Source organism: Janibacter endophyticus, from assembly GCF_016888335.1.
Taxonomy (GTDB): Bacteria; Actinomycetota; Actinomycetes; order Actinomycetales; family Dermatophilaceae; genus Marihabitans; species Marihabitans endophyticum.
In genome coordinates, this window is sequence record NZ_JAFEJG010000004.1 from 1,989,198 (window position 1) to 2,006,849 (window position 17,652).

Sequence of the window (17,652 nt, forward strand, 5' to 3'; positions counted from 1 at the left end):
GACCGTTAGCCTCCAGCCATGATCCATTGGCGACGTGGCGAGGTCTCGGCGCTCACCGGCGGTTGGGGCGAGGTGATCACCTGCGAGGTGGCCCTCGAGGACGGGTCGAGCGTCCCCGCGCTGGCCTACAGCCCCGAGGTCGGGTCCCCCGAGGTCGGGGACACCGTCGTGCTCAACGTCTCGGCGCTGCTCAAGAGCCTGGGCACGGGCGGCCATGCCCTCGTCGTCGCGCTCCCCGACCGGCTGCCGCCGGACCCGGCCGACGAGACGGGCGCCCAGCCCGCGGGGCACATCGTCAAGGCGAGGTACACGCCGCTGCAGACGATGGTCCTCGCCCTCGAGGAGCAGGAGTCGGCGGCGCACGACGCCCTCCGGACCCGGGCCGAGGTGGTCGCCGGCGACCTCGACGGGATGCCGGTCGTCGTCGCCGAGCTGCACTCGGCGTTGCCCGCCGTCGTCGCCGGGCTCCACCTCGAGCGTCCCGGCGCGCGCGTCGTCTACGTCATGACGGACACGGGTGCGCTCCCGCTCGCCTTCTCCCGACGAGTGGCGCAGATGCGTGCACGGGGCATGCTCGCGAGCACGGTGACCGTCGGCCAGGCCTACGGCGGCGAGCACGAGGCGATCACCCTGCACTCCGGCCTGCTGGCGGCCCGTTACGTCCTCGGCGCGGACGTCATCGTCGTCGCCCAGGGCCCGGGCAACGCCGGGTCGGCGACGACGTGGGGTTACTCCGGGATCAGCCAGGGCGAGTCGCTCAACGCCGTCCACACCCTCGGCGGTCGCGGGATCGCCGCGCTGCGCGTCTCCGGCGCAGACCCGCGAGAGCGCCACCGCGGCCTCTCCCACCACGCCGGGACCGCGCTCGGTCGGGTCGTCCTCGGGGCGGCCGACCTCCCCTTCGCCGACGACGAGGCCCTCTCCCCCGGGCTCCGGGCGGCCGTCGAGGACCTGTGCGCCCGGGCTGCCGGGGACCTGCGACCCGTCTCGGTCCTCGCGACGGGGCTGGAGGAGGCCCTGCGGGCCTGCCCGGTCCCCCTGCGCACCATGGGCCGGGGCCTCGACGACGACCCGGCCGCCTTCCTCACGACAGCAGCAGCCGGGCGGTACGCCGCCCGGCTGCTGCAGTGATCGCTGAGGTCGGTCAGCCGACCTTGACGAGGTCGACGACGAAGATCAGGGTCTCGCCACCCTTGATCGCCGCGCCGGCGCCCCGGTCGCCGTAGCCGAGGTGCGGCGGGATGGTGATCTTGCGACGACCACCCTCCTTCATGCCGAGCAGACCCTGGTCCCAGCCCTGGATGACCTGGCCGACGCCGACGGTGAAGGCGAGCGGGGCGCCACGGTTCCACGAGGCGTCGAACTCCTCGCCCGTGCTGTGCGCGACACCGACGTAGTGCGCCTGGATCGGGTCGCCGGGCGTGGCCTCGGCGCCGTCACCGACGGTGATGTCCTCGACGACGAGCTCGGTGGGCGGGGTGTCGCCGGGGAACTCGATCTCGGGCTTGGTGGTGCTGGGGTCGAACGGCATCGGTGCTCCTTGGGGTTCGGGTGGGGTGGGTGTGCTGTCGTGCGGGTCAGACGGCGCCGAGGACGTCGACGACGAAGACGATGGTGTCGTCGCCCTTGATCGAGCCGTCCTGGCTGCCGGCCTTGCCGTAGCCGTCCTTCGGCGGGACGGTGATGAGGACGCGGTCGCCGACCTTGGTGCCGACGAGGCCCTCGTCCCAGCCCTTGATGACCTGGCCGCCCCCGAGGGTCACGGGGAAGGGGCGGCGCCCCTCCTGCTTGCTCGAGTCGAAGACCTTGCCGTCCTTCCAGAGCGCCCCGGTGTACGTGACGTAGACGGTGTCGCCCTTCTTGACCTCCGGGCCCTCGCCGGCGACGAGGGTCTCGACCTCGGTCTCCTTGGGCGCCGTGCCCTTGGGCATGGTGAAGGTCGCCGGCTTGTCGGTGGCGTACTGGACGACCGGGACGCCCTTCTTGGGCTTGGCCTCCTTGCCCTTCGCCTCCTTGAGCATCGTGCTCTTGAGGTCGTAGACCATGACGATCGAGTCGGTGCCGGAGACGCCGAGCTGCTCGTTGCCGGCCTCGCCGAACATCTCGGCGGGCGGGGCGATCGCGGTGGCGGTGCTGCCGACCTTCTGCCCGAGGATGGCGTTGCGCAGGCCTGGGATCATCTGCGCGTTGCCGAGGTCGAAGGCGAGGGGCTCCTGCGTGTAGGTCTCGGTGCCCTCGAGCGCCGAGCCGTCCTTGCCGTTGAAGAGGGCGATGTCGAGGACGACGATGTCGTCCTCGGCCACGGGTGCGCCCTTGCCCTCCTTGACGGTCTTGACCTCGGTCTTCTCGACCGAGACGGTCTTGTCCTCGAGGGTGATCTTCGGGGCGTCCTTGTCGGTCCCGGGGGTCACCTCGACCTGGTCGACGACGCCGGTGGCCGTGCGATCGGCCTGAGACGGCTCGTCGCTGCCGCAGGCAGCGAGGGTGAGGGCGGCAGCCGCGGTGAGGGCGGCAGCCGCACGGGCACGCGAAGAGAGCACAGATATGTCCTTGGTTCGGGGGTAGATCGTTTCCACCATAACCAGAAGCGGCTGGGAGGGGCCTGATCGCGGGCGACGGCGGATCGGTCAGGGGGTCGTGGGTGTGGCGGCGGTCATCGAGTCGATGAGTCCGGCGACGCGCGGGTCCTCGGCGGCGAAGGGGTCCTTGACCAGGACGGTGCGCGCGGTCGTGTCGTTGAGCTTGAGGTGGACCCAGTCGACGGTGAAGTCTCGTCCGTGCTCCCGCGCGGCCCGGACGAAGTCCCCGCGGAGCTTGGCCCGGGTCGTCTGCGGCGGGGTGTCGACGGCGGCGGCGACGCGGGCGTCGTCGACGACCCGGGCGACCCGTCCCGCCCTCTGCAGCAGGTGGTGGACCCCGCGTCGGGGGTCGATGTCGTGGTAGGCGAGGTCGAGCTGGGCGAGCCGGGGGTGGTCGAGGTCGAGCCCGTCACGGGTGGCGTAGGCGTCGAGCAGCCGGTGCTTGATGACCCAGTCGATCTCGGTGCCGACGAGGTCGAGCCGGTCGGTCTCGATCGCGGTGAGGGTGCGCTCCCAGAGGTCGAGGACCTGGGCCGAGACCGGGTCGTCGATGCCGGCCGCGGCGACGAAGTCCTGCACGGCCGCGAGGTAGCGCTGCTGCATCGCGAGGCCGGTGATCGTCTCGCCGGTGGCCAGTCTCACCGGGGCCCGGCCGGTGATGTCGAGGCTGATGTCACGGATCGCCCGGATGGGGTTGTCGAGCCGGGTGTCGGCAAGCTCGCCGACACCCCTCTCCTCGAGCATCCGGAGCACGAGCGCCGCGGAGCCGACCTTGAGCAGGGTCGTCGTCTCGGTCATCGTCGAGTCCCCGACGATGACGTGCATGCGCCGGTAGCGCTCGGCGTCCGCGTGCGGCTCGTCGCGGGTGTTGATGATCGGGCGGGAGCGCGTCGTCGCCGACGAGACGCCCTCCCAGATGTGGTCGGCGCGCTGGCTGACCGAGAAGACGGCGCCCTTGCTCGTCTGCATGACCTTGCCGGTGCCGGCGATGAGCTGGCGGGAGATGAGGAAGGGCAGCAGCGCCTCGGTGACGGCGGCGAAGTCGTCGGTGCGGGCGACGAGGAAGTTCTCGTGGCAGCCGTAGGAGTTACCGGCGGAGTCGACGTTGTTCTTGAAGACGAAGATCTCGCCGTCGACCTCGTCCTCGCGCAGCTTGGCCTGCGCATCGTCGACGAGCTGCTGGACGATCACCTCGCCGGCGCGGTCGTGGGCGATGAGGTCGAGCAGGTCGTCGCACTCGGCGGTCGCGTACTCGGGGTGGCTGCCGACGTCGAGGTAGAGGCGTGCGCCGTTGCCGAGGAAGACGTTGCTCGAGCGGCCCCAGCGCACGACGGAGCGGAACATGTACCGCGCCACCTCGTCAGGGGTGAGCCGTCGGCGTCCCTCGCTCGTGCAGGTGACGCCGAACTCGGTCTCTATCCCGTAGATCCGCCGATGCACGCCGGCTACTCGCCGCCCTTCTGCACGAAGCTCTTGACGAACTCCTCGGCGTTGGTCTCGAGGACCCCGTCGATGTCGGCGAGCACGGAGTCGAGCCCCTCGTCGCGGGCCGCGTTGCTCGCGCTGACCTGGCCGAAGGCGTCGTCCTCGGGGAGCTCGTCCCCTCCCCCGCCGCCGCTGCGTCGTACCTGCTCCTGGCCTGCCATCAGCCGCTCCTCTGCTCGTCCGGTCGGCTCAACCCTAGGCCAGCCTCTCGAGATCGGCGACGACGTCCAGGATGTCCTCGTGGGCCAGCGCGCCGGCCGTCTGCTCCCGGCCGAAGGCGGTCGGCTCCGGCATGGAGACCCGCGCGATCCCGCGGGGGACCCGCAGCACGACCGAGTCCCACGAGGCCGAGATGACCGAGCCCGGGTGGTGGGCGACGAGCCCGCCACGCAGCCAGGCACGGGTGTCTGCGGGTGGAGTGCCCACGGCCGTCTCCACCTCCTCCGGCGTGGTCAGCCGGGTGACGCGGCCGGCCGCCTCGAGCCGGGCGAAGATCCCCTTGTCCGGGCGGACGTCGGAGTACTGGATGTCGATGGCCCGCAGCCGCGGGTCGCCCCACGAGAGGCCGTCGCGGTCGCGGTAGCCCTGGAGCAGGGCGAGCTTGGCCACCCAGTCGAGGTCTCGGGCGGCGGACATCGGGTCGCGCTCGAGCAGGCTGAGCACCCGGTCGAGGTGTCCGAGGACCTCGTCGGTCGCGGGGTCGCTCCCCCGCTGCTCGAGGTGCTCCCCGATGAGCTCGCGGTAGGCCCACAGCAGCTGGACCGCCGTCATCCGGCGACCGTCGCTCAGCTCGACGAGGGCCGTGCACGTCGGGTCGTGCGACACCTCCCGCAGCGCGCGGAGCGGCTCGCGCAGCGTCAGCGCGCCCCGGACCGCGTCCGCCTCGATGAGGGTGAGGACGAGCGAGGTCACGCCGATCTTGAGCAGCCCCGCGACCTCGGCGAGGTTGGCGTCGCCGACGATGACGTGCAGCCGCCGGTAGCGGTCGGGGTCGGCGTGCGGCTCGTCACGGGTGTTGATGATCGGCCGGCGGAAGGTCGTCTCCAGCCCCACCTCCGCCTCGAAGAAGTCCGCCCGCGAGCAGACCTGGTAGCCCTCCCCCTCGCTCTCGCGGCCCAGGCCGACCCGGCCGGCACCGATGATCACCTGGCGGGCGACGAAGAAGGGGGTGAGGTCGCGCACGACCCGGTCGAAGGGGCTCTCCCGGGCGATGAGGTAGTTCTCGTGGGTGCCGTAGGACTGGCCCTTGCCGTCGGTGTTGTTCTTGTAGAGGTTGATCTCCGGGTACGGGGTCCCGCCGGCAGCGACGAGCGCCACGGCCTCGCGCATCACGAGCTCGCCGGCCCGGTCGTGGACGAGAGCGTCGCGTGGCGTCGTCACCTCGGGGGTGGAGTACTCGGGGTGCGCGTGGTCGACGTAGAGCCGGGCGCCGTTGGGCAGGACGACGTTGGCCAGGCTCGGGTCGTCCTCGTCAGTGAGCTGGCTCGGGTGCGCGTCGGCGCGGGGCATCGAGAAGCCGCGGGCGTCGACGAGCGGCTGCTCGTCGGAGTAGTCCCACGCACCGTGGGTGGCCCGCAGCCCGTGCGCCCGGGCGTAGCGCGAGACGACGATCCCGGAGGTCTCGATCGGGTTCGCCCACGGCTGGCCCGGGACGGCGATGCCGTACTCGGTCTCGATCCCCATGATCCGACGGACAGTCATGGGCCCCACCCTAGAGAGCCCCGTCGGCGGCGATGTTCAATGGAGGCATGCCCGTCTGGATGCCTCTCCGTACCCGGGCGCTCGCCGCCCTCCTGCGCGCGACGAGCGGCCCGGTCGACGCGATGAACCCGCGCCAGCTGAGGATGACCCGTCGGGCGGTGCCGGTCCACCGCCCGGTCACCTGGGTCATCGGGCGTCCGGCGAAGGGGGTGACCACGACCGCGCGTCGGGTCACCGTCCGCGACGGGTGGTCGGTCGGCATCCGGGTGCACCGCCCGAGCTATGTCGAAGGGGTCCTGCCTCTCGTCCTGCACTTCCACGGCGGCGGCTTCGTCATGGGGCACCCGACGATCTTCGACCCTGTGTGCTCCCGGATCGCGCAGGAGGCCCAGGCCGTCGTCATCAGCGTCGGCTACCGGATGGCACCGGAGCACAAGGCGCCGGCGGCGATCAACGACTGCCTCGACATCACGGAGTGGGCGCTCGCCAGCGCCGCGTCGCTGCGGGTCGACCCCGAGCGGGTGGCCCTCACCGGGGACAGCGCGGGCGGCAACCTCGCCGCCGCGGTCGCCCAGACGCTCGTGGCGAAGGGGTTCGCCGGGCTGCGCCACCTCGCGCTGGTCTACCCCGCCCCCGACCTCACCGAGCGTGAGGCCGAGGTGCTCCTCGGTCAGGACGTCGAGGAGCCGCCGCGCGGCTTCCCGGTGATCACCCCCGACATGCTCCGTGCCTTCCGCAGCCTCTACCTCGGGGACTCCGACGGCTCCGACCCGCTCGTCTCCCCCGCACTGGGCAACCTCGTCGGCCTGCCGCCGACGCTCATCCAGACCGCCGAGCTCGACCCCCTTCGCTCGGACGGGGAGGCCTTCGCCGCGGCCCTCGAGGCGGCGGGCGTGGAGGTCCGCCAGACCCGCTACCGCGGCTCACCCCACGGCTACCTCAACCTCCCCGGCCTGACCGCCGCCGGCGGGCCGGCCCTCGAGGAGCTGGCCGGCGAGATCGCCCGACATCTCACCCCTTCGCCTGGGTAGGCTTTGGACATGCGCGAGATCGTGGTCTTCTCCGGGAGCGCCCACCGCGACCTCGCCGGGCGCATCTGCGCGCACCTCGGGGTCCCGCTCTCACCGAGCACCACGACCCGCTTCAGCAACGACTGCCTCCAGACCCAGCTCCTCGCGAACTGCCGCCTGCGCGACGTCTACATCGTCCAGCCGCTCGCGCCGCCGACGCAGGACCACCTCATGGAGCTGCTCATGATGATCGACGCGGCCCGGGGCGCCTCGGCCGCGCAGGTCACCGCGGTCATCCCGCACTACGCGTACGCGCGCTCGGACAAGAAGGACGCCTCCCGGATCTCCATCGGGGGGCGCCTCGTCGCCGACATGATCACCGCCGCCGGGGCCAACCGGGTCATCACGATGACCCTGCACGCCCCCCAGGTGCACGGCTTCTTCTCCGTGCCCGTCGACCACCTCACGGCCCTCGGGGTGCTCGCCGAGCACTTCCGCGGCACCGACCTCGGCGACTCGGTCGTCGTCTCCCCCGACCTCGGCAACGCCAAGGAGGCCACGCAGTTCTCCCGGCTGCTCGGCCTGCCGGTCGCCGCCGGGAGCAAGCAGCGCAAGTCCGACGACAAGGTCGTCATCGACTCGATCGTCGGCGATGTCGCGGGCAGGCGGGCGATCATCCTCGACGACGAGATCGCGACGGGCGGCTCGATCATCGAGCTGCTCGACAAGCTCGAGGAGCTCGGCTGCCCCAGCGCCTCCGTCGCGTGCACCCACGGCCTCTTCGCGGGCCGGGCGGTCGAGCGGCTCCGTGACCACCCGATGATCGACCAGGTCATCACCACCGACACCCTCCCCGCGCCGCAGGGCTGGGACGCGCTCCAGGTGCGCTCGGTGAGCAAGCTCTTCGCGGAGGCGATCTCACGCATCCACGCCGGCGAGTCGGTCTCCAGCCTCTTCGACGGTGTCGACCCGACGCACGCGCCCCCGCAGCTCTCCCTCTTCGACCGTGGCTGAGGCGAGCCGCGAGGCCCGGCGTCGGCACGACGAGGCCGCGTCTGCACGGCTGGTCGCCGCCGCGCTCGCCCTCGACGTCCTCGTCGTCGCGGCCTTCGCGCTGGCCGGACGGCGCAGTCACGACGAGGCGATGACTCTCGCCGGCTGGTGGCACACCACCTGGCCCTTCCTCGTCGGGCTCGGGATCGGGTGGCTGACGGTCGTCCTCATGACGCGACGCGCGCCGGTGACGATCCTCACCGGCCTCCCCGTGTGGCTGGCCACGGTCGGTGGCGGCATGGCGCTGCGTGACATGACCGACCAGGGGACGGCGCTGCCCTTCGTCCTCGTCGCGACCGGGACGCTCGGGCTGGGGCTGCTCGCCTGGCGAGCGGTGCGGACGTTCGCGACCGGGAGAGCGGGGCGGCTGACCGCCCGCTGACCGCTACCTGTCGAGGTCGAGGCTCTTGCCAGAGGTCCGGCCGGACCCGGTCCCCACGAGCGTGCGGATGTAGGTGATCCGCTCCCCCTTCTTGCCGGAGATGCGGGCCCAGTCGTCGGGGTTCGTCGTGTTGGGCAGGTCCTCGTTCTCGCGGAGCTCGGCGAGGCAGGCGGCGAGCAGGTGCTCCTCGCGCAGACCCTCCACGCCGGTGACGAGCAGCTCCTTGATCGCGAGCTTCTTGGCCCGGTCGACGACGTTCTGGATCATCGCGCCGCTGGAGAAGTCCTTGAAGTAGAGGATCTCCTTGTCCCCGCCGGCGTAGGTCACCTCGAGGAACTGGTTCTCCGGGATGAGCGCGTACATCCGCTCGACGACGGCCTCGATCATGCCGGCGACGGTCGCCTCGCGGTCGCCGCCGTGCGCCTCGAGGTCGTGCGGGTGGAGCGGGAGGTCCGCGGTGAGGTACTTGCCGAAGATGTCGCGGGCGCCGGCCTCGTCGGGGCGCTCGATCTTGATCTTCACGTCGAGCCGTCCCGGGCGCAGGATCGCCGGGTCGATCATGTCCTCACGGTTCGTCGCACCGATGACGATGACGTTCTCCAGCCCCTCGACACCGTCGATCTCGGCGAGCAGCTGCGGCACGATCGTCGTCTCGACGTCGGAGGAGACACCCGAGCCACGCGTGCGGAAGAGGCTGTCCATCTCGTCGAAGAAGACGACGACGGGGGTGCCGTCGCTGCTCTTCTCGCGGGCACGGTGGAAGATCAGCCGGATGTGCCGCTCGGTCTCGCCGACGTACTTGTTGAGCAGCTCCGGGCCCTTGATGTTGAGGAAGTAGGCGGTGCGCTCACGCCCCGAGGCGGCCCCCTCGCGCTCGGCGACCTTGCGGGCCAGCGAGGCCGCGACCGCCTTGGCGATCATCGTCTTGCCGCACCCGGGCGGGCCGTAGAGCAGCACGCCCTTCGGCGGCTTGAGCTGGTGACGCAGGTAGAGGTCGGCGTGCAGGTAGGGCAGCTCGACCGAGTCACGGATCGCCTCGATCTGGCCGGAGAGACCGCCGATGTCCTCGTAGGAGAGGTCCGGCACCTCCTCGAGGACGAGGTCGGCGACCTCGGCCTTGGGGATGCGCTCGTGGGCGATGTTGCTCCGGGCGTCGAGCAGCACGGCGTCGCCGACCCGGACGGTGTCGCGGGCGAGCCCGGCGGACTGGCGGACGACGCGCTCCTCGTCCTGGCGGGCGAGGACGAGCAGACGGTCGTCGTCGAGGACCTCCTTGACGAGGACGACGTCGCCGGCGTCCTCGTGGCCGTGGACGGACACGACGTTCATCGCCTCGTTGAGGAGGACCTCGCGGCCCACCTCGAGGTCGGACGCCTCGACGGTCGGCGAGACGGCGACATGCATCTTGCGGGCGTTGCTCAGGACGTCGACGGTGCCGTCGTCGTGGACGCCGACGATCTGGGCGTAGGCAGAGGGTGGCTGGGCGAGCCGGTCGATCTCGGCGCGGAGCGTGACGATCTGCTCGCGCGCCTCCTTGAGGGTGCGGACGAGTCGCTCGTTCTGCGACGACAGGGTCGAGACCTGCGAGGTCACGCGGGCGGTCTCCGCCGCGGCGTCACGTCGGTCGGGCGTCGAGCCGGCAGCGCCGCTCGTGGGTCCAGTGCTCATCGACTACCTCCTCGTCCCATCATCACTCACGCAGGTCAGCGCGGCTCGGGCGGCACCACGCCCCGGACGAGCTTGCGCATCTTCTTCTCCGAGGCGACCCGCTCACCGAGGGCCTCGCTGCTCCAGTCCTGGTGCTCCGGGCCGAGGACGCTCGCCGCGTCGCTGGCCGGCGCCTCCACCCCTTCGCCCGCCTGCTCCTCGGCAGCGGCGTAGCCGCGACCCGGCCGACGCTTGCGAAGGGGTGGCGTCGTACCGGGGGCGAGCCGCCGGGTGGTGATGAGGAACCCGGTGTGGCCGTGCATGCGGTGCTGCGGGCGGACCGCGAGCCCCTCGAGGTGCCAGCCGCGCACGAGCGACTCCCACGCCTCGGGCTCGGTGAAGGTGCCGTGGTCGCGCATCGCCTCGGCGACCTTGCTCAGCTGGGTGGCCGTCGCGACGTAGCAGATGAGCACGCCGCCCGGCGCGAGCGCGTCGGCGACGACCTCGAGGCACTCCCAGGGGGCGAGCATGTCGAGGACCACCCGGTCGACCGTGCCCGGCTCGACGGTGCCGGGGAGGGACTCGACGAGGTCACCGACCGTCACGGTCCAGGCAGGGTGGTCCTCGCCGAAGAAGGCACGAGCGTTGGCCCGGGCGATCTCGGCGAAGTCGGCGCGCCGCTCGAAGGAGTGGACAAGGCCGTGCTCCCCTACCGCCCGCAGCAGCGACATCGACAGGGCGCCCGAGCCCACGCCCGCCTCGACGACGGTCGCGCCGGGGAAGATGTCGGCCATCGTGACGATCTGCCCGGCGTCCTTGGGGTAGACGACGGCAGCACCTCGCGGCATCGACATGACGTAGTCGGACAGCAGCGGACGCAGCGCGAGGTACTCGGTCCCGGCGGTGTTGGTGATCGTCGAGCCGTCGGGGGCCCCGATGAGGTCGTCGTGCCTCACGTGACCGCGGTGGGTGTGGAACTGCTTGCCCGGCGTCAGCGTGATCGTGTGCAGCCGTCCCTTGGGGTCGGTCAGCTGGACACGGTCGCCCTCACGGAAGGGTCCGCGGCGGTACTGGGATCCGGTGGCACTCATGAGTCACGAGTCTACGGACGCCGCCGGCGCCTACCGACCATCGACGGCCTCGAGGGCGGCCCCGAGCTCGTGCGCTGACACGACGCCGTCAAGCCGACCCTGGCGGGTCACCGCGAGGAGCGGGACCCTCGTCGTCTGGAAGGCGCGGACGAGGGCGACGAGGTCGTCCTCGGGCGCTCCGTCGAGGGGGACGACCCACTCCGGGGGCTGGCGTGCCATGACGGCCGAGACCGGCGTGCGGTCCCGCACCTCGGCGGGCACGCCGTCGAGGGCCGGGCCGGAGAGCATCGCGATGGGCAGGCCCCGCCCGTCGACGACGACCGGGACCGACCGGCGGGTGTCGAGGCCGTCGATCTCGGCGACGGTCGCGCGCGCGGGCACCGGCCGGGCCGGGCGGATGACCTGGCGCGGGTCGACCCGGGCGAGCACCCCGAGCGAGGTCCCGGCGTTGATCGCGGCGGAGGCTCCCTGCCAGAGGAAGCCGGCGATGAGCACGGTCCAGACGACCCGGAAGAGGTCCGGCCGTCCCCCCGAGAGGAGCGGGAGCCCGATCGCCCAGAGGACCACGAGGATGGCGACCGCCCGGCCGAACCACCCGGCGACGACCCGACCCCGGGGACGGCTCCCGGTGAGCTTCCACACCCCGGCCTCGACGAGCTGACCGCCGTCGAGCGGCAGGCCGGGCAGGAGGTTGAAGATGGCCAGGAGTCCGTTGACGAAGGCGAACGCCCCGACAAGGCCGCTCGGCACCCCTTCGGGCACGACCGGCAGGAGGGCGAAGGCGAGGAGGCCGAGCAGAGCGTTGCTCAGCGGCCCGACGACCGCGATCGCGGCGGCGCTGCCCGGCGCCCCACGCGAGGGGTCGTACGTCGTGTGGCCGCCCCAGAGGTCCGCGACGACCCGGTGCACCTCGTGGCCGAAGACCCGGGCGGTGACGGCGTGCGCCCCCTCGTGGACGAGGACGGCGACGAGCAGGCCGAGGGCGTAGAGGAAGCCCACCCCGTAGGCGAGGGCGCCGAGGTCTGGCCGCTGGGCGGCGATGTTCGGCCCGACGAGGGCGACGACGACGACCGCGAGGATGACCCAGGACCGGCCGATGAAGATCGGGATGCCGGCGACGGTCGCGATGCGCCAGCCGTCTCGCGGATCGTCGGGCGGCGAGGGCATGAGGGAACCCTAGGCGATAATGCGATGTCCCCTGCCCGAGCCATGAACAGGACCCACTCGACGTGACCGCCCCGCTCCACCGCCCCGACGCCACCCATGCGCTGACCGCGATGCTCCGGGAGCGCGTCGTCATGCTCGACGGGTCGATGGGGGTCTACATCCAGCGGCGGGGCCTGTCCGAGGAGGACTTCCGGGGCGAGCGCTTCGCCGACTGGCCGAGCGACCTCAAGGGCAACAACGACCTGCTCTCGATCACCCAGCCGCAGGTCATCCGCGAGATCCACGACGACTACCTCGCGGCCGGCGCCGACATCATCGAGACCAACACCTTCAGCGCGCAGCGGATCTCGATGGCCGACTACGGCATGGAGGACCTGTCCTACGAGATCAACTACGAGGCGGCGCGGCTGGCCCGCGAGGCGTGCGACACGATCGAGACACCCGACCGCCCCCGCTACGTCGCCGGCGCCCTCGGCCCGACGAACCGGACCGCGTCGATCTCCCCCGACGTCAACGACCCCGGCGCGCGCAACATCACCTTCCCCGAGCTCGTCACGGCCTACCTCGAGCAGGCCCGGGGGCTCGTCGACGGCGGCTCGGACATCCTGCTCGTCGAGACGATCTTCGACACGCTCAACGCGAAGGCGGCGATCTTCGCGATCGAGACGCTCTTCGAGGAGACCGGTCGACGCTGGCCGGTCATCATCTCGGGCACGATCACCGACGCCTCCGGGCGCACCCTCACCGGTCAGACGACCGAGGCGTTCTGGAACTCGGTGCGCCACGCCCAGCCGCTGGCCGTCGGGCTCAACTGCGCGCTCGGCGCCGAGGAGATGCGGCCCTACGTCGCCGAGCTCTCGCGGGTGGCCGACTGCTTCGTGTCGGTCTACCCCAACGCGGGCCTGCCGAACGCCTTCGGCGAGTACGACGAGACGGCCGAGCACATGGCGGGGATCGTCGAGGAGTTCGCTCGCGCCGGGCTCGTCAACATCCTCGGCGGGTGCTGCGGCACCACCCCCGACCACATCCGGCTCATCGGTGAGACCGTCGCCGGGATCCCTCCGCGGCAGGTCCCCGAGGTCGAGCCGGCGCTGCGCCTCTCGGGGCTCGAGCCCTTCACCGTCACGGCGGACTCGCTCTTCGTCAACGTCGGCGAGCGGACCAACGTCACCGGGTCGGCGCGCTTCCGCAAGCTCATCCAGGCCGAGGACTACCCGGCTGCCCTGACCGTCGCGCGGCAGCAGGTCGAGGCCGGCGCCCAGGTCATCGACATCAACATGGACGAGGGGATGCTCGACGGCGTCGCCGCGATGGCCCGCTTCGTCAACCTCGTCGGGTCCGAGCCGGACATCTGCCGGGTGCCGCTGATGATCGACTCGAGCAAGTGGGAGGTCATCGAGGCGGGCCTGCAGCGCGCGCAGGGCAAGTGCATCGTCAACTCGATCTCGATGAAGGAGGGCGTCGAGCCCTTCGTCGAGCAGGCGCGGCTGTGCCGCAAGTACGGCGCCTCGGTCGTCGTCATGGGCTTTGACGAGGACGGCCAGGCCGACACATACGAGCGGCGGGTCGAGATCGCGGAGAAGGCGTACCGGATCCTCGTCGACGAGGTCGGCTTCCCCGCCGAGGACATCATCTTCGACCCGAACATCTTCGCGGTCGCGACGGGCATCGAGGAGCACGCCGCCTACGGCACGGACTTCATCGAGGCCACGCGATGGATCACCGAGAACCTCCCCCACGCCCTTGTCTCCGGCGGCGTCTCCAACGTCTCGTTCTCCTTCCGCGGCAACAACCCCGTGCGGGAGGCGATCCACGCGGTCTTCCTCTACCACGCGATCGCCGCGGGCATGGACATGGGCATCGTCAACGCGGGCGCCCTCGTCCCCTACGACACCGTGGACCCCGAGCTGCGCGAGCGGATCGAGGACGTCGTGCTCAACCGGCGCGCGGACGCGACCGAGCGGCTGCTCGAGATCGCCGAGGAGCACCGCGGCACGGGTGAGGTCGCTGAGAAGGCCCTGGACGAGTGGCGCTCGCTGCCCGTCGCCGAGCGGATCACGCACGCCCTCGTCAAGGGCATCGACGACTACGCCGAGAGCGACACCGAGGAGCTGCGGCAGGAGATCGCCGCACGCGGCGGCAAGCCGATCGAGGTCATCGAGGGGCCGCTCATGGACGGCATGAACGTCGTCGGCGACCTCTTCGGCAGCGGCAAGATGTTTCTCCCCCAGGTCGTGAAGTCGGCGCGGGTCATGAAGAAGTCGGTTGCCTACCTCATCCCCTTCATCGAGGCGGAGAAGGACCCGGACGCGCCGCCGACCGCCAAGGGCAAGGTCGTCATGGCGACCGTGCGTGGCGACGTCCACGACATCGGCAAGAACATCGTCGGCGTCGTCCTCCAGTGCAACAACTACGACGTCGTCGACCTCGGCGTCATGGTCCCGGCGCAGAAGATCCTCGACACGGCCAAGGCGGAGAAGGCCGACATCATCGGGCTCTCCGGCCTCATCACGCCGAGCCTCGACGAGATGGTCGGGGTCGCCGAGGAGATGAAGCGGCAGGGCTTCGACATCCCGCTGCTCCTCGGGGGTGCGACGACCTCGCGCGCGCACACCGCGGTCAAGGTCGACCAGAAGTACGACGGTCCGGTCGTCTGGGTCAAGGACGCCTCCCGCTCCGTGCCGGTCGTCGCCGCGTTGCTCTCCGAGGAGGGCCGCACCCAGCTCATGGCCGAGGTGACCGCGGACTTCGACTCGATCCGCACCCGCCACGCCGCGAAGCAGAACGAGCGGCCGCTCCTCTCCGTCGAGGCGGCCCGGGCCAACCGCACCCCCATCGACTGGGACGAAGGGGGGATCCCCCCTTCGCCGGCGACGCCGGGTCGGACCGTGCTCACGGACTACCCGCTGGCCGAGATCGTGCCGTACTTCGACTGGCAGCCGTTCTTCAACGCGTGGGAGATGAGGGGCTCCTTCCCCGACATCCTCAACAACCCGGCGACCGGGGAGGCCGCGCGCCGGCTGTACGACGACGCGCAGGAGATGCTCGGCCGGATCATCGAGGAGAAGTGGCTGCAGGCCAACGGCGTCATCGGTCTCTTCCCCGCGAACACCGTCGGCGACTCGATCGAGATCTACACGGACGACTCGCGGACCGAGGTGCTCGAGCGGCTGCACATGCTGCGGCAGCAGGGCCAGCACCGCGCGGGCGTGCCGAACCGGAGCCTGGCGGACTTCGTCGCGCCGAAGGAGAGCGGGCTGCCCGACCACGTGGGTGCGTTCGCGGTCACCGGTGGGCTCGGTGTGCAGGACCGGATCGCGGAGTTCAAGGCCGAGCACGACGACTACTCGGCGATCCTCCTCGAGTCGCTCGCCGACCGCTTCGCCGAGGGCTTCGCGGAGCTGCTCCACGAGCGCGTCCGCAAGGAGTACTGGGGCTACTCCCCCGACGAGTCGCTGGACAACAAGGAGCTCATCAAGGAGCAGTACCAGGGCATCCGGCCCGCCCCCGGCTACCCGGCGAACCCCGAGCACACCGAGAAGGAGACGCTCTGGCGGCTCCTCGATGTCGACGAGATCGGGATGAAGCTCACCGACCGGATGGCGATGTGGCCGGGTGCGGCGGTGTCGGGCTGGTACTTCGGGCACCCGGAGAGCCAGTACTTCGTCGTCGGGCGGATCGGCCGCGACCAGGTCGAGGACTACGCGGAGCGGAAGGGCTGGTCGCTCAAGGAGGCCGAGGGCTGGCTGTCGCCGAACCTCGGCTACCACCCGGAGGACTGACCCGCGGTCACCTGCTCACGTCGCGGGGTCGTGGACGGCCCGCGGTCGGGTGACGTGCGTGCGCCCGGTCGGGGCGGTCCAGGTGCAGGTGCCGTCGGCGGTCATGCTCAGCCGCCAGCCGGCATGGTGCTTGAAGCCGTGGTGGCTCACGCACAGGGCGACGAGGTTGCCGTCGGTGGTCTCTCCCTCGGGCCACGGCTCGACGTGGTCCAGCTGGCAGCGCCCGGCCGGCGTCCCGCACCCGGGGAAGCGGCAGGCGCCGTCGCGTCGTCGGACGCGGTTCGCGAGGGTCTGGCCGGGGCGGTAGGCGGTCGTGGCGTCGGTGACGACCTGCCCCACCTCGGCGCCGCCGGACCCGAGGAGCCGGATCCGCGTGTCGGGGTCGGCGAGGATCGCGCTGATGTCCTGCGGCAGGAGCTCTCCGACCCGGCCGGCCTCGACGAGACCGGGGACGAACCATGACGTGCGCGGCCATCGATCACCATCTGATGGTCGAGCGGCATCGTGGGGTCGAGCAGGATCTGGAGGTGGATCAGCATCTGGAGGTCGGTCCGGATCCGGTGGCAGACCCGTCCCTGGTGGGCTGGGCGTGAGGTGCGGGTTGCCGGTGACCTCGAGGTGCCCCATGAGCATCAGCGCGACCTCGGCCTCGACGACCGATGCGAGGTGGAGGTCGCGGCCCTCGACCCAGCTGAGGATGAGCGGGTCTGTGGTGCCCTGTCCCTGCAGGATCTCGGACGGGCTCGAGCGCTCTGCCTGGTGGTAGATCCCGGGCGCGGCCCCCATGCCCTCCTCCCCCGTCGCCAGCGCGGCGACGGGAACGACGAGCTCGAGGGTCGTCGTGATGTCTGCGCGCGACAGAACGAGGTCGACGAGGGCGTCGGCTCGTGCCTGGTCGAGCGTCACCGGGTCTCCGGCCTCGCGTCGGGCTGCGTGGTGCTCCCGCCCGAGGGCGTCGACAGCGCTCCAGACCCGTGCGGACACGTCGGTAGGCAGTCGGAGCGTCCACGTGGTCAGGCCGGGCAGGTCGGGGTCCGGCCCGCACCCGACACCGCGCCGGGCCCGCGCGCGCTGCGCCACCTCCTCGAACCCCTTCGGGTCCGTGGCCGCGGCCGCCCGGCGGGCACGCCTCCTCAGCTCTGCGGTGGAGATGTCGCGGACATCGGTCGCGAGGACCCGGGCCTCGAGCTCCTCGAGGTCCGCCACCTCGAGGACCTCGCCGGCCCGGACGACGGCCTCGGTCCGCCAGGGCTCGAGCTCACCCCTTCGTGCCATCGCCCGGATGCCCGGGAGATGGCAGACAAGCCGCCGCGCGCGGGTGACCCGGGTGGCCATGGACCGCGGTGAGACGTGCAGCAGAGGTGCCAGCTCCGCCGCGGCGAAACCCTGCCCGCCAGGGATCGGGTGCCACCGCTCGGTGAAGCGCTCCCCGCGCCGCTCGGCCGCGTCCCGTCGCTCCTCGTAGTCACGGCGACGCTCGCGCTCCAGCTCGTCCAGGCGCCGCTCGGTCTCGTCGGCGAAGGTCGTGATCGCCTCGGCCTGGATGGCCGCCATGACGTTGGCGACCCTCTGGGTGGCCGCGACGACGACCTCTGCCTCTGCCCGCGACAGGGTCTGGAGGACGTCATCGCCGAGCGCGGTGAGGACCCTGGCCAGATCGCCGATCCCCATCTGCCGCACGGCATCCACGTCACCACCGAGCAGGTCGGCAGCCGCCTGCTCCGGGTGGTCGATCGTGGACGTCGTCGTCATGGG

The 17,652-nt window shown here is 71.5% G+C and carries 14 protein-coding genes; 5 read left to right on the plus strand and 9 right to left on the minus strand.

Features of this window, described 5'->3' with window-relative positions; all coding sequences use genetic code 11:
- Positions 1–18 precede the first annotated feature (18 nt).
- Complete coding sequence (locus tag JNO54_RS09585) at positions 19–1,131, plus strand: DUF3866 family protein (RefSeq protein ID WP_204143696.1); 1,113 nt, start codon at positions 19–21, stop codon at positions 1,129–1,131.
- Between the two features lie 13 nt (positions 1,132–1,144).
- Here JNO54_RS09585 and JNO54_RS09590 read toward each other — a convergent pair whose 3' ends face one another.
- The 5 genes from JNO54_RS09590 to dop form a co-directional block, all read right to left on the minus strand.
- Entirely contained in the window at positions 1,145–1,531 is a 387-nt protein-coding gene (locus JNO54_RS09590) for an FKBP-type peptidyl-prolyl cis-trans isomerase (RefSeq protein ID WP_204143697.1), read from the minus strand.
- A gap of 46 nt (positions 1,532–1,577) precedes the next feature.
- On the minus strand, positions 1,578–2,540 hold the full coding sequence (locus tag JNO54_RS09595) for an FKBP-type peptidyl-prolyl cis-trans isomerase (protein WP_204143698.1): 963 nt from the start codon (positions 2,538–2,540) through the stop codon (positions 1,578–1,580).
- Positions 2,541–2,627: 87 nt separating this feature from the next.
- Positions 2,628–4,019 carry a Pup--protein ligase gene (gene pafA / locus JNO54_RS09600; protein WP_204143699.1) on the minus strand — a complete coding sequence of 464 codons (1,392 nt, stop codon included), beginning with the start codon at positions 4,017–4,019 and terminating at the stop codon, positions 2,628–2,630.
- A 5-nt stretch (positions 4,020–4,024) separates the two neighbouring features.
- The gene (locus JNO54_RS09605; RefSeq protein ID WP_204143700.1) at positions 4,025–4,225 is read right to left on the minus strand and encodes a ubiquitin-like protein Pup; all 201 of its coding nucleotides are present in this window, start codon (positions 4,223–4,225) and stop codon (positions 4,025–4,027) included.
- Between the two features lie 34 nt (positions 4,226–4,259).
- Entirely contained in the window at positions 4,260–5,765 is a 1,506-nt protein-coding gene (dop, locus tag JNO54_RS09610) for a depupylase/deamidase Dop (protein WP_204143701.1), read from the minus strand.
- A gap of 47 nt (positions 5,766–5,812) precedes the next feature.
- Between dop and JNO54_RS09615 the strand changes: the two genes are divergently transcribed.
- Genes JNO54_RS09615 through JNO54_RS09625 form a run of 3 tightly spaced genes read left to right on the plus strand, consistent with a single transcriptional unit; the run spans position 5,813 to position 8,210 of the window.
- On the plus strand, positions 5,813–6,796 hold the full coding sequence (locus tag JNO54_RS09615) for an alpha/beta hydrolase (RefSeq protein ID WP_204143702.1): 984 nt from the start codon (positions 5,813–5,815) through the stop codon (positions 6,794–6,796).
- A 9-nt stretch (positions 6,797–6,805) separates the two neighbouring features.
- A complete protein-coding gene (locus JNO54_RS09620) occupies positions 6,806–7,789 on the plus strand; it encodes a ribose-phosphate diphosphokinase (protein WP_204143703.1) in 984 nt (327 codons plus the stop codon).
- Positions 7,782–8,210 carry a DUF3054 domain-containing protein gene (locus JNO54_RS09625; RefSeq protein ID WP_204143704.1) on the plus strand — a complete coding sequence of 143 codons (429 nt, stop codon included), beginning with the start codon at positions 7,782–7,784 and terminating at the stop codon, positions 8,208–8,210. The genes JNO54_RS09620 and JNO54_RS09625 overlap by 8 nt, the downstream gene beginning before the upstream one ends.
- Positions 8,211–8,213: 3 nt before the next feature.
- Here JNO54_RS09625 and arc read toward each other — a convergent pair whose 3' ends face one another.
- Genes arc through JNO54_RS09640 form a run of 3 tightly spaced genes read right to left on the minus strand, consistent with a single transcriptional unit; the run spans position 8,214 to position 12,115 of the window.
- Complete coding sequence (gene arc / locus JNO54_RS09630; protein WP_204143705.1) at positions 8,214–9,878, minus strand: proteasome ATPase; 1,665 nt, start codon at positions 9,876–9,878, stop codon at positions 8,214–8,216.
- A gap of 35 nt (positions 9,879–9,913) precedes the next feature.
- Positions 9,914–10,948, minus strand: coding sequence for a tRNA (adenine-N1)-methyltransferase (locus JNO54_RS09635; RefSeq protein ID WP_204143706.1), 1,035 nt, complete (start codon positions 10,946–10,948; stop codon positions 9,914–9,916).
- 30 nt (positions 10,949–10,978) lie between these two features.
- The gene (locus tag JNO54_RS09640) at positions 10,979–12,115 is read right to left on the minus strand and encodes a site-2 protease family protein (protein WP_204143707.1); all 1,137 of its coding nucleotides are present in this window, start codon (positions 12,113–12,115) and stop codon (positions 10,979–10,981) included.
- Positions 12,116–12,225: 110 nt separating this feature from the next.
- Between JNO54_RS09640 and metH the strand changes: the two genes are divergently transcribed.
- Positions 12,226–15,897, plus strand: a complete 3,672-nt coding sequence (gene metH, locus JNO54_RS09645; protein WP_233703669.1) for a methionine synthase — start codon at positions 12,226–12,228, stop codon at positions 15,895–15,897.
- Between the two features lie 15 nt (positions 15,898–15,912).
- Here metH and JNO54_RS09650 read toward each other — a convergent pair whose 3' ends face one another.
- The gene (locus JNO54_RS09650) at positions 15,913–17,649 is read right to left on the minus strand and encodes an HNH endonuclease signature motif containing protein (RefSeq protein WP_204143709.1); all 1,737 of its coding nucleotides are present in this window, start codon (positions 17,647–17,649) and stop codon (positions 15,913–15,915) included.
- Positions 17,650–17,652 lie beyond the last annotated feature (3 nt).

Coding starts and splice junctions, on each gene's coding strand:
- JNO54_RS09585 (WP_204143696.1), top strand. CDS start 19: ATGATCCATTGGCGACGTGGCGAGGTCTCGGCGCTCACCGGCGGTTGG.
- JNO54_RS09590 (WP_204143697.1), bottom strand. CDS start 1,531: ATGCCGTTCGACCCCAGCACCACCAAGCCCGAGATCGAGTTCCCCGGC.
- JNO54_RS09605 (WP_204143700.1), bottom strand. CDS start 4,225: ATGGCAGGCCAGGAGCAGGTACGACGCAGCGGCGGCGGGGGAGGGGAC.
- dop (WP_204143701.1), bottom strand. CDS start 5,765: ATGACTGTCCGTCGGATCATGGGGATCGAGACCGAGTACGGCATCGCC.
- JNO54_RS09615 (WP_204143702.1), top strand. CDS start 5,813: ATGCCCGTCTGGATGCCTCTCCGTACCCGGGCGCTCGCCGCCCTCCTG.
- JNO54_RS09620 (WP_204143703.1), top strand. CDS start 6,806: ATGCGCGAGATCGTGGTCTTCTCCGGGAGCGCCCACCGCGACCTCGCC.
- arc (WP_204143705.1), bottom strand. CDS start 9,878: ATGAGCACTGGACCCACGAGCGGCGCTGCCGGCTCGACGCCCGACCGA.
- JNO54_RS09635 (WP_204143706.1), bottom strand. CDS start 10,948: ATGAGTGCCACCGGATCCCAGTACCGCCGCGGACCCTTCCGTGAGGGC.
- JNO54_RS09640 (WP_204143707.1), bottom strand. CDS start 12,115: ATGCCCTCGCCGCCCGACGATCCGCGAGACGGCTGGCGCATCGCGACC.
- metH (WP_233703669.1), top strand. CDS start 12,226: ATGCTCCGGGAGCGCGTCGTCATGCTCGACGGGTCGATGGGGGTCTAC.
- JNO54_RS09650 (WP_204143709.1), bottom strand. CDS start 17,649: ATGACGACGACGTCCACGATCGACCACCCGGAGCAGGCGGCTGCCGAC.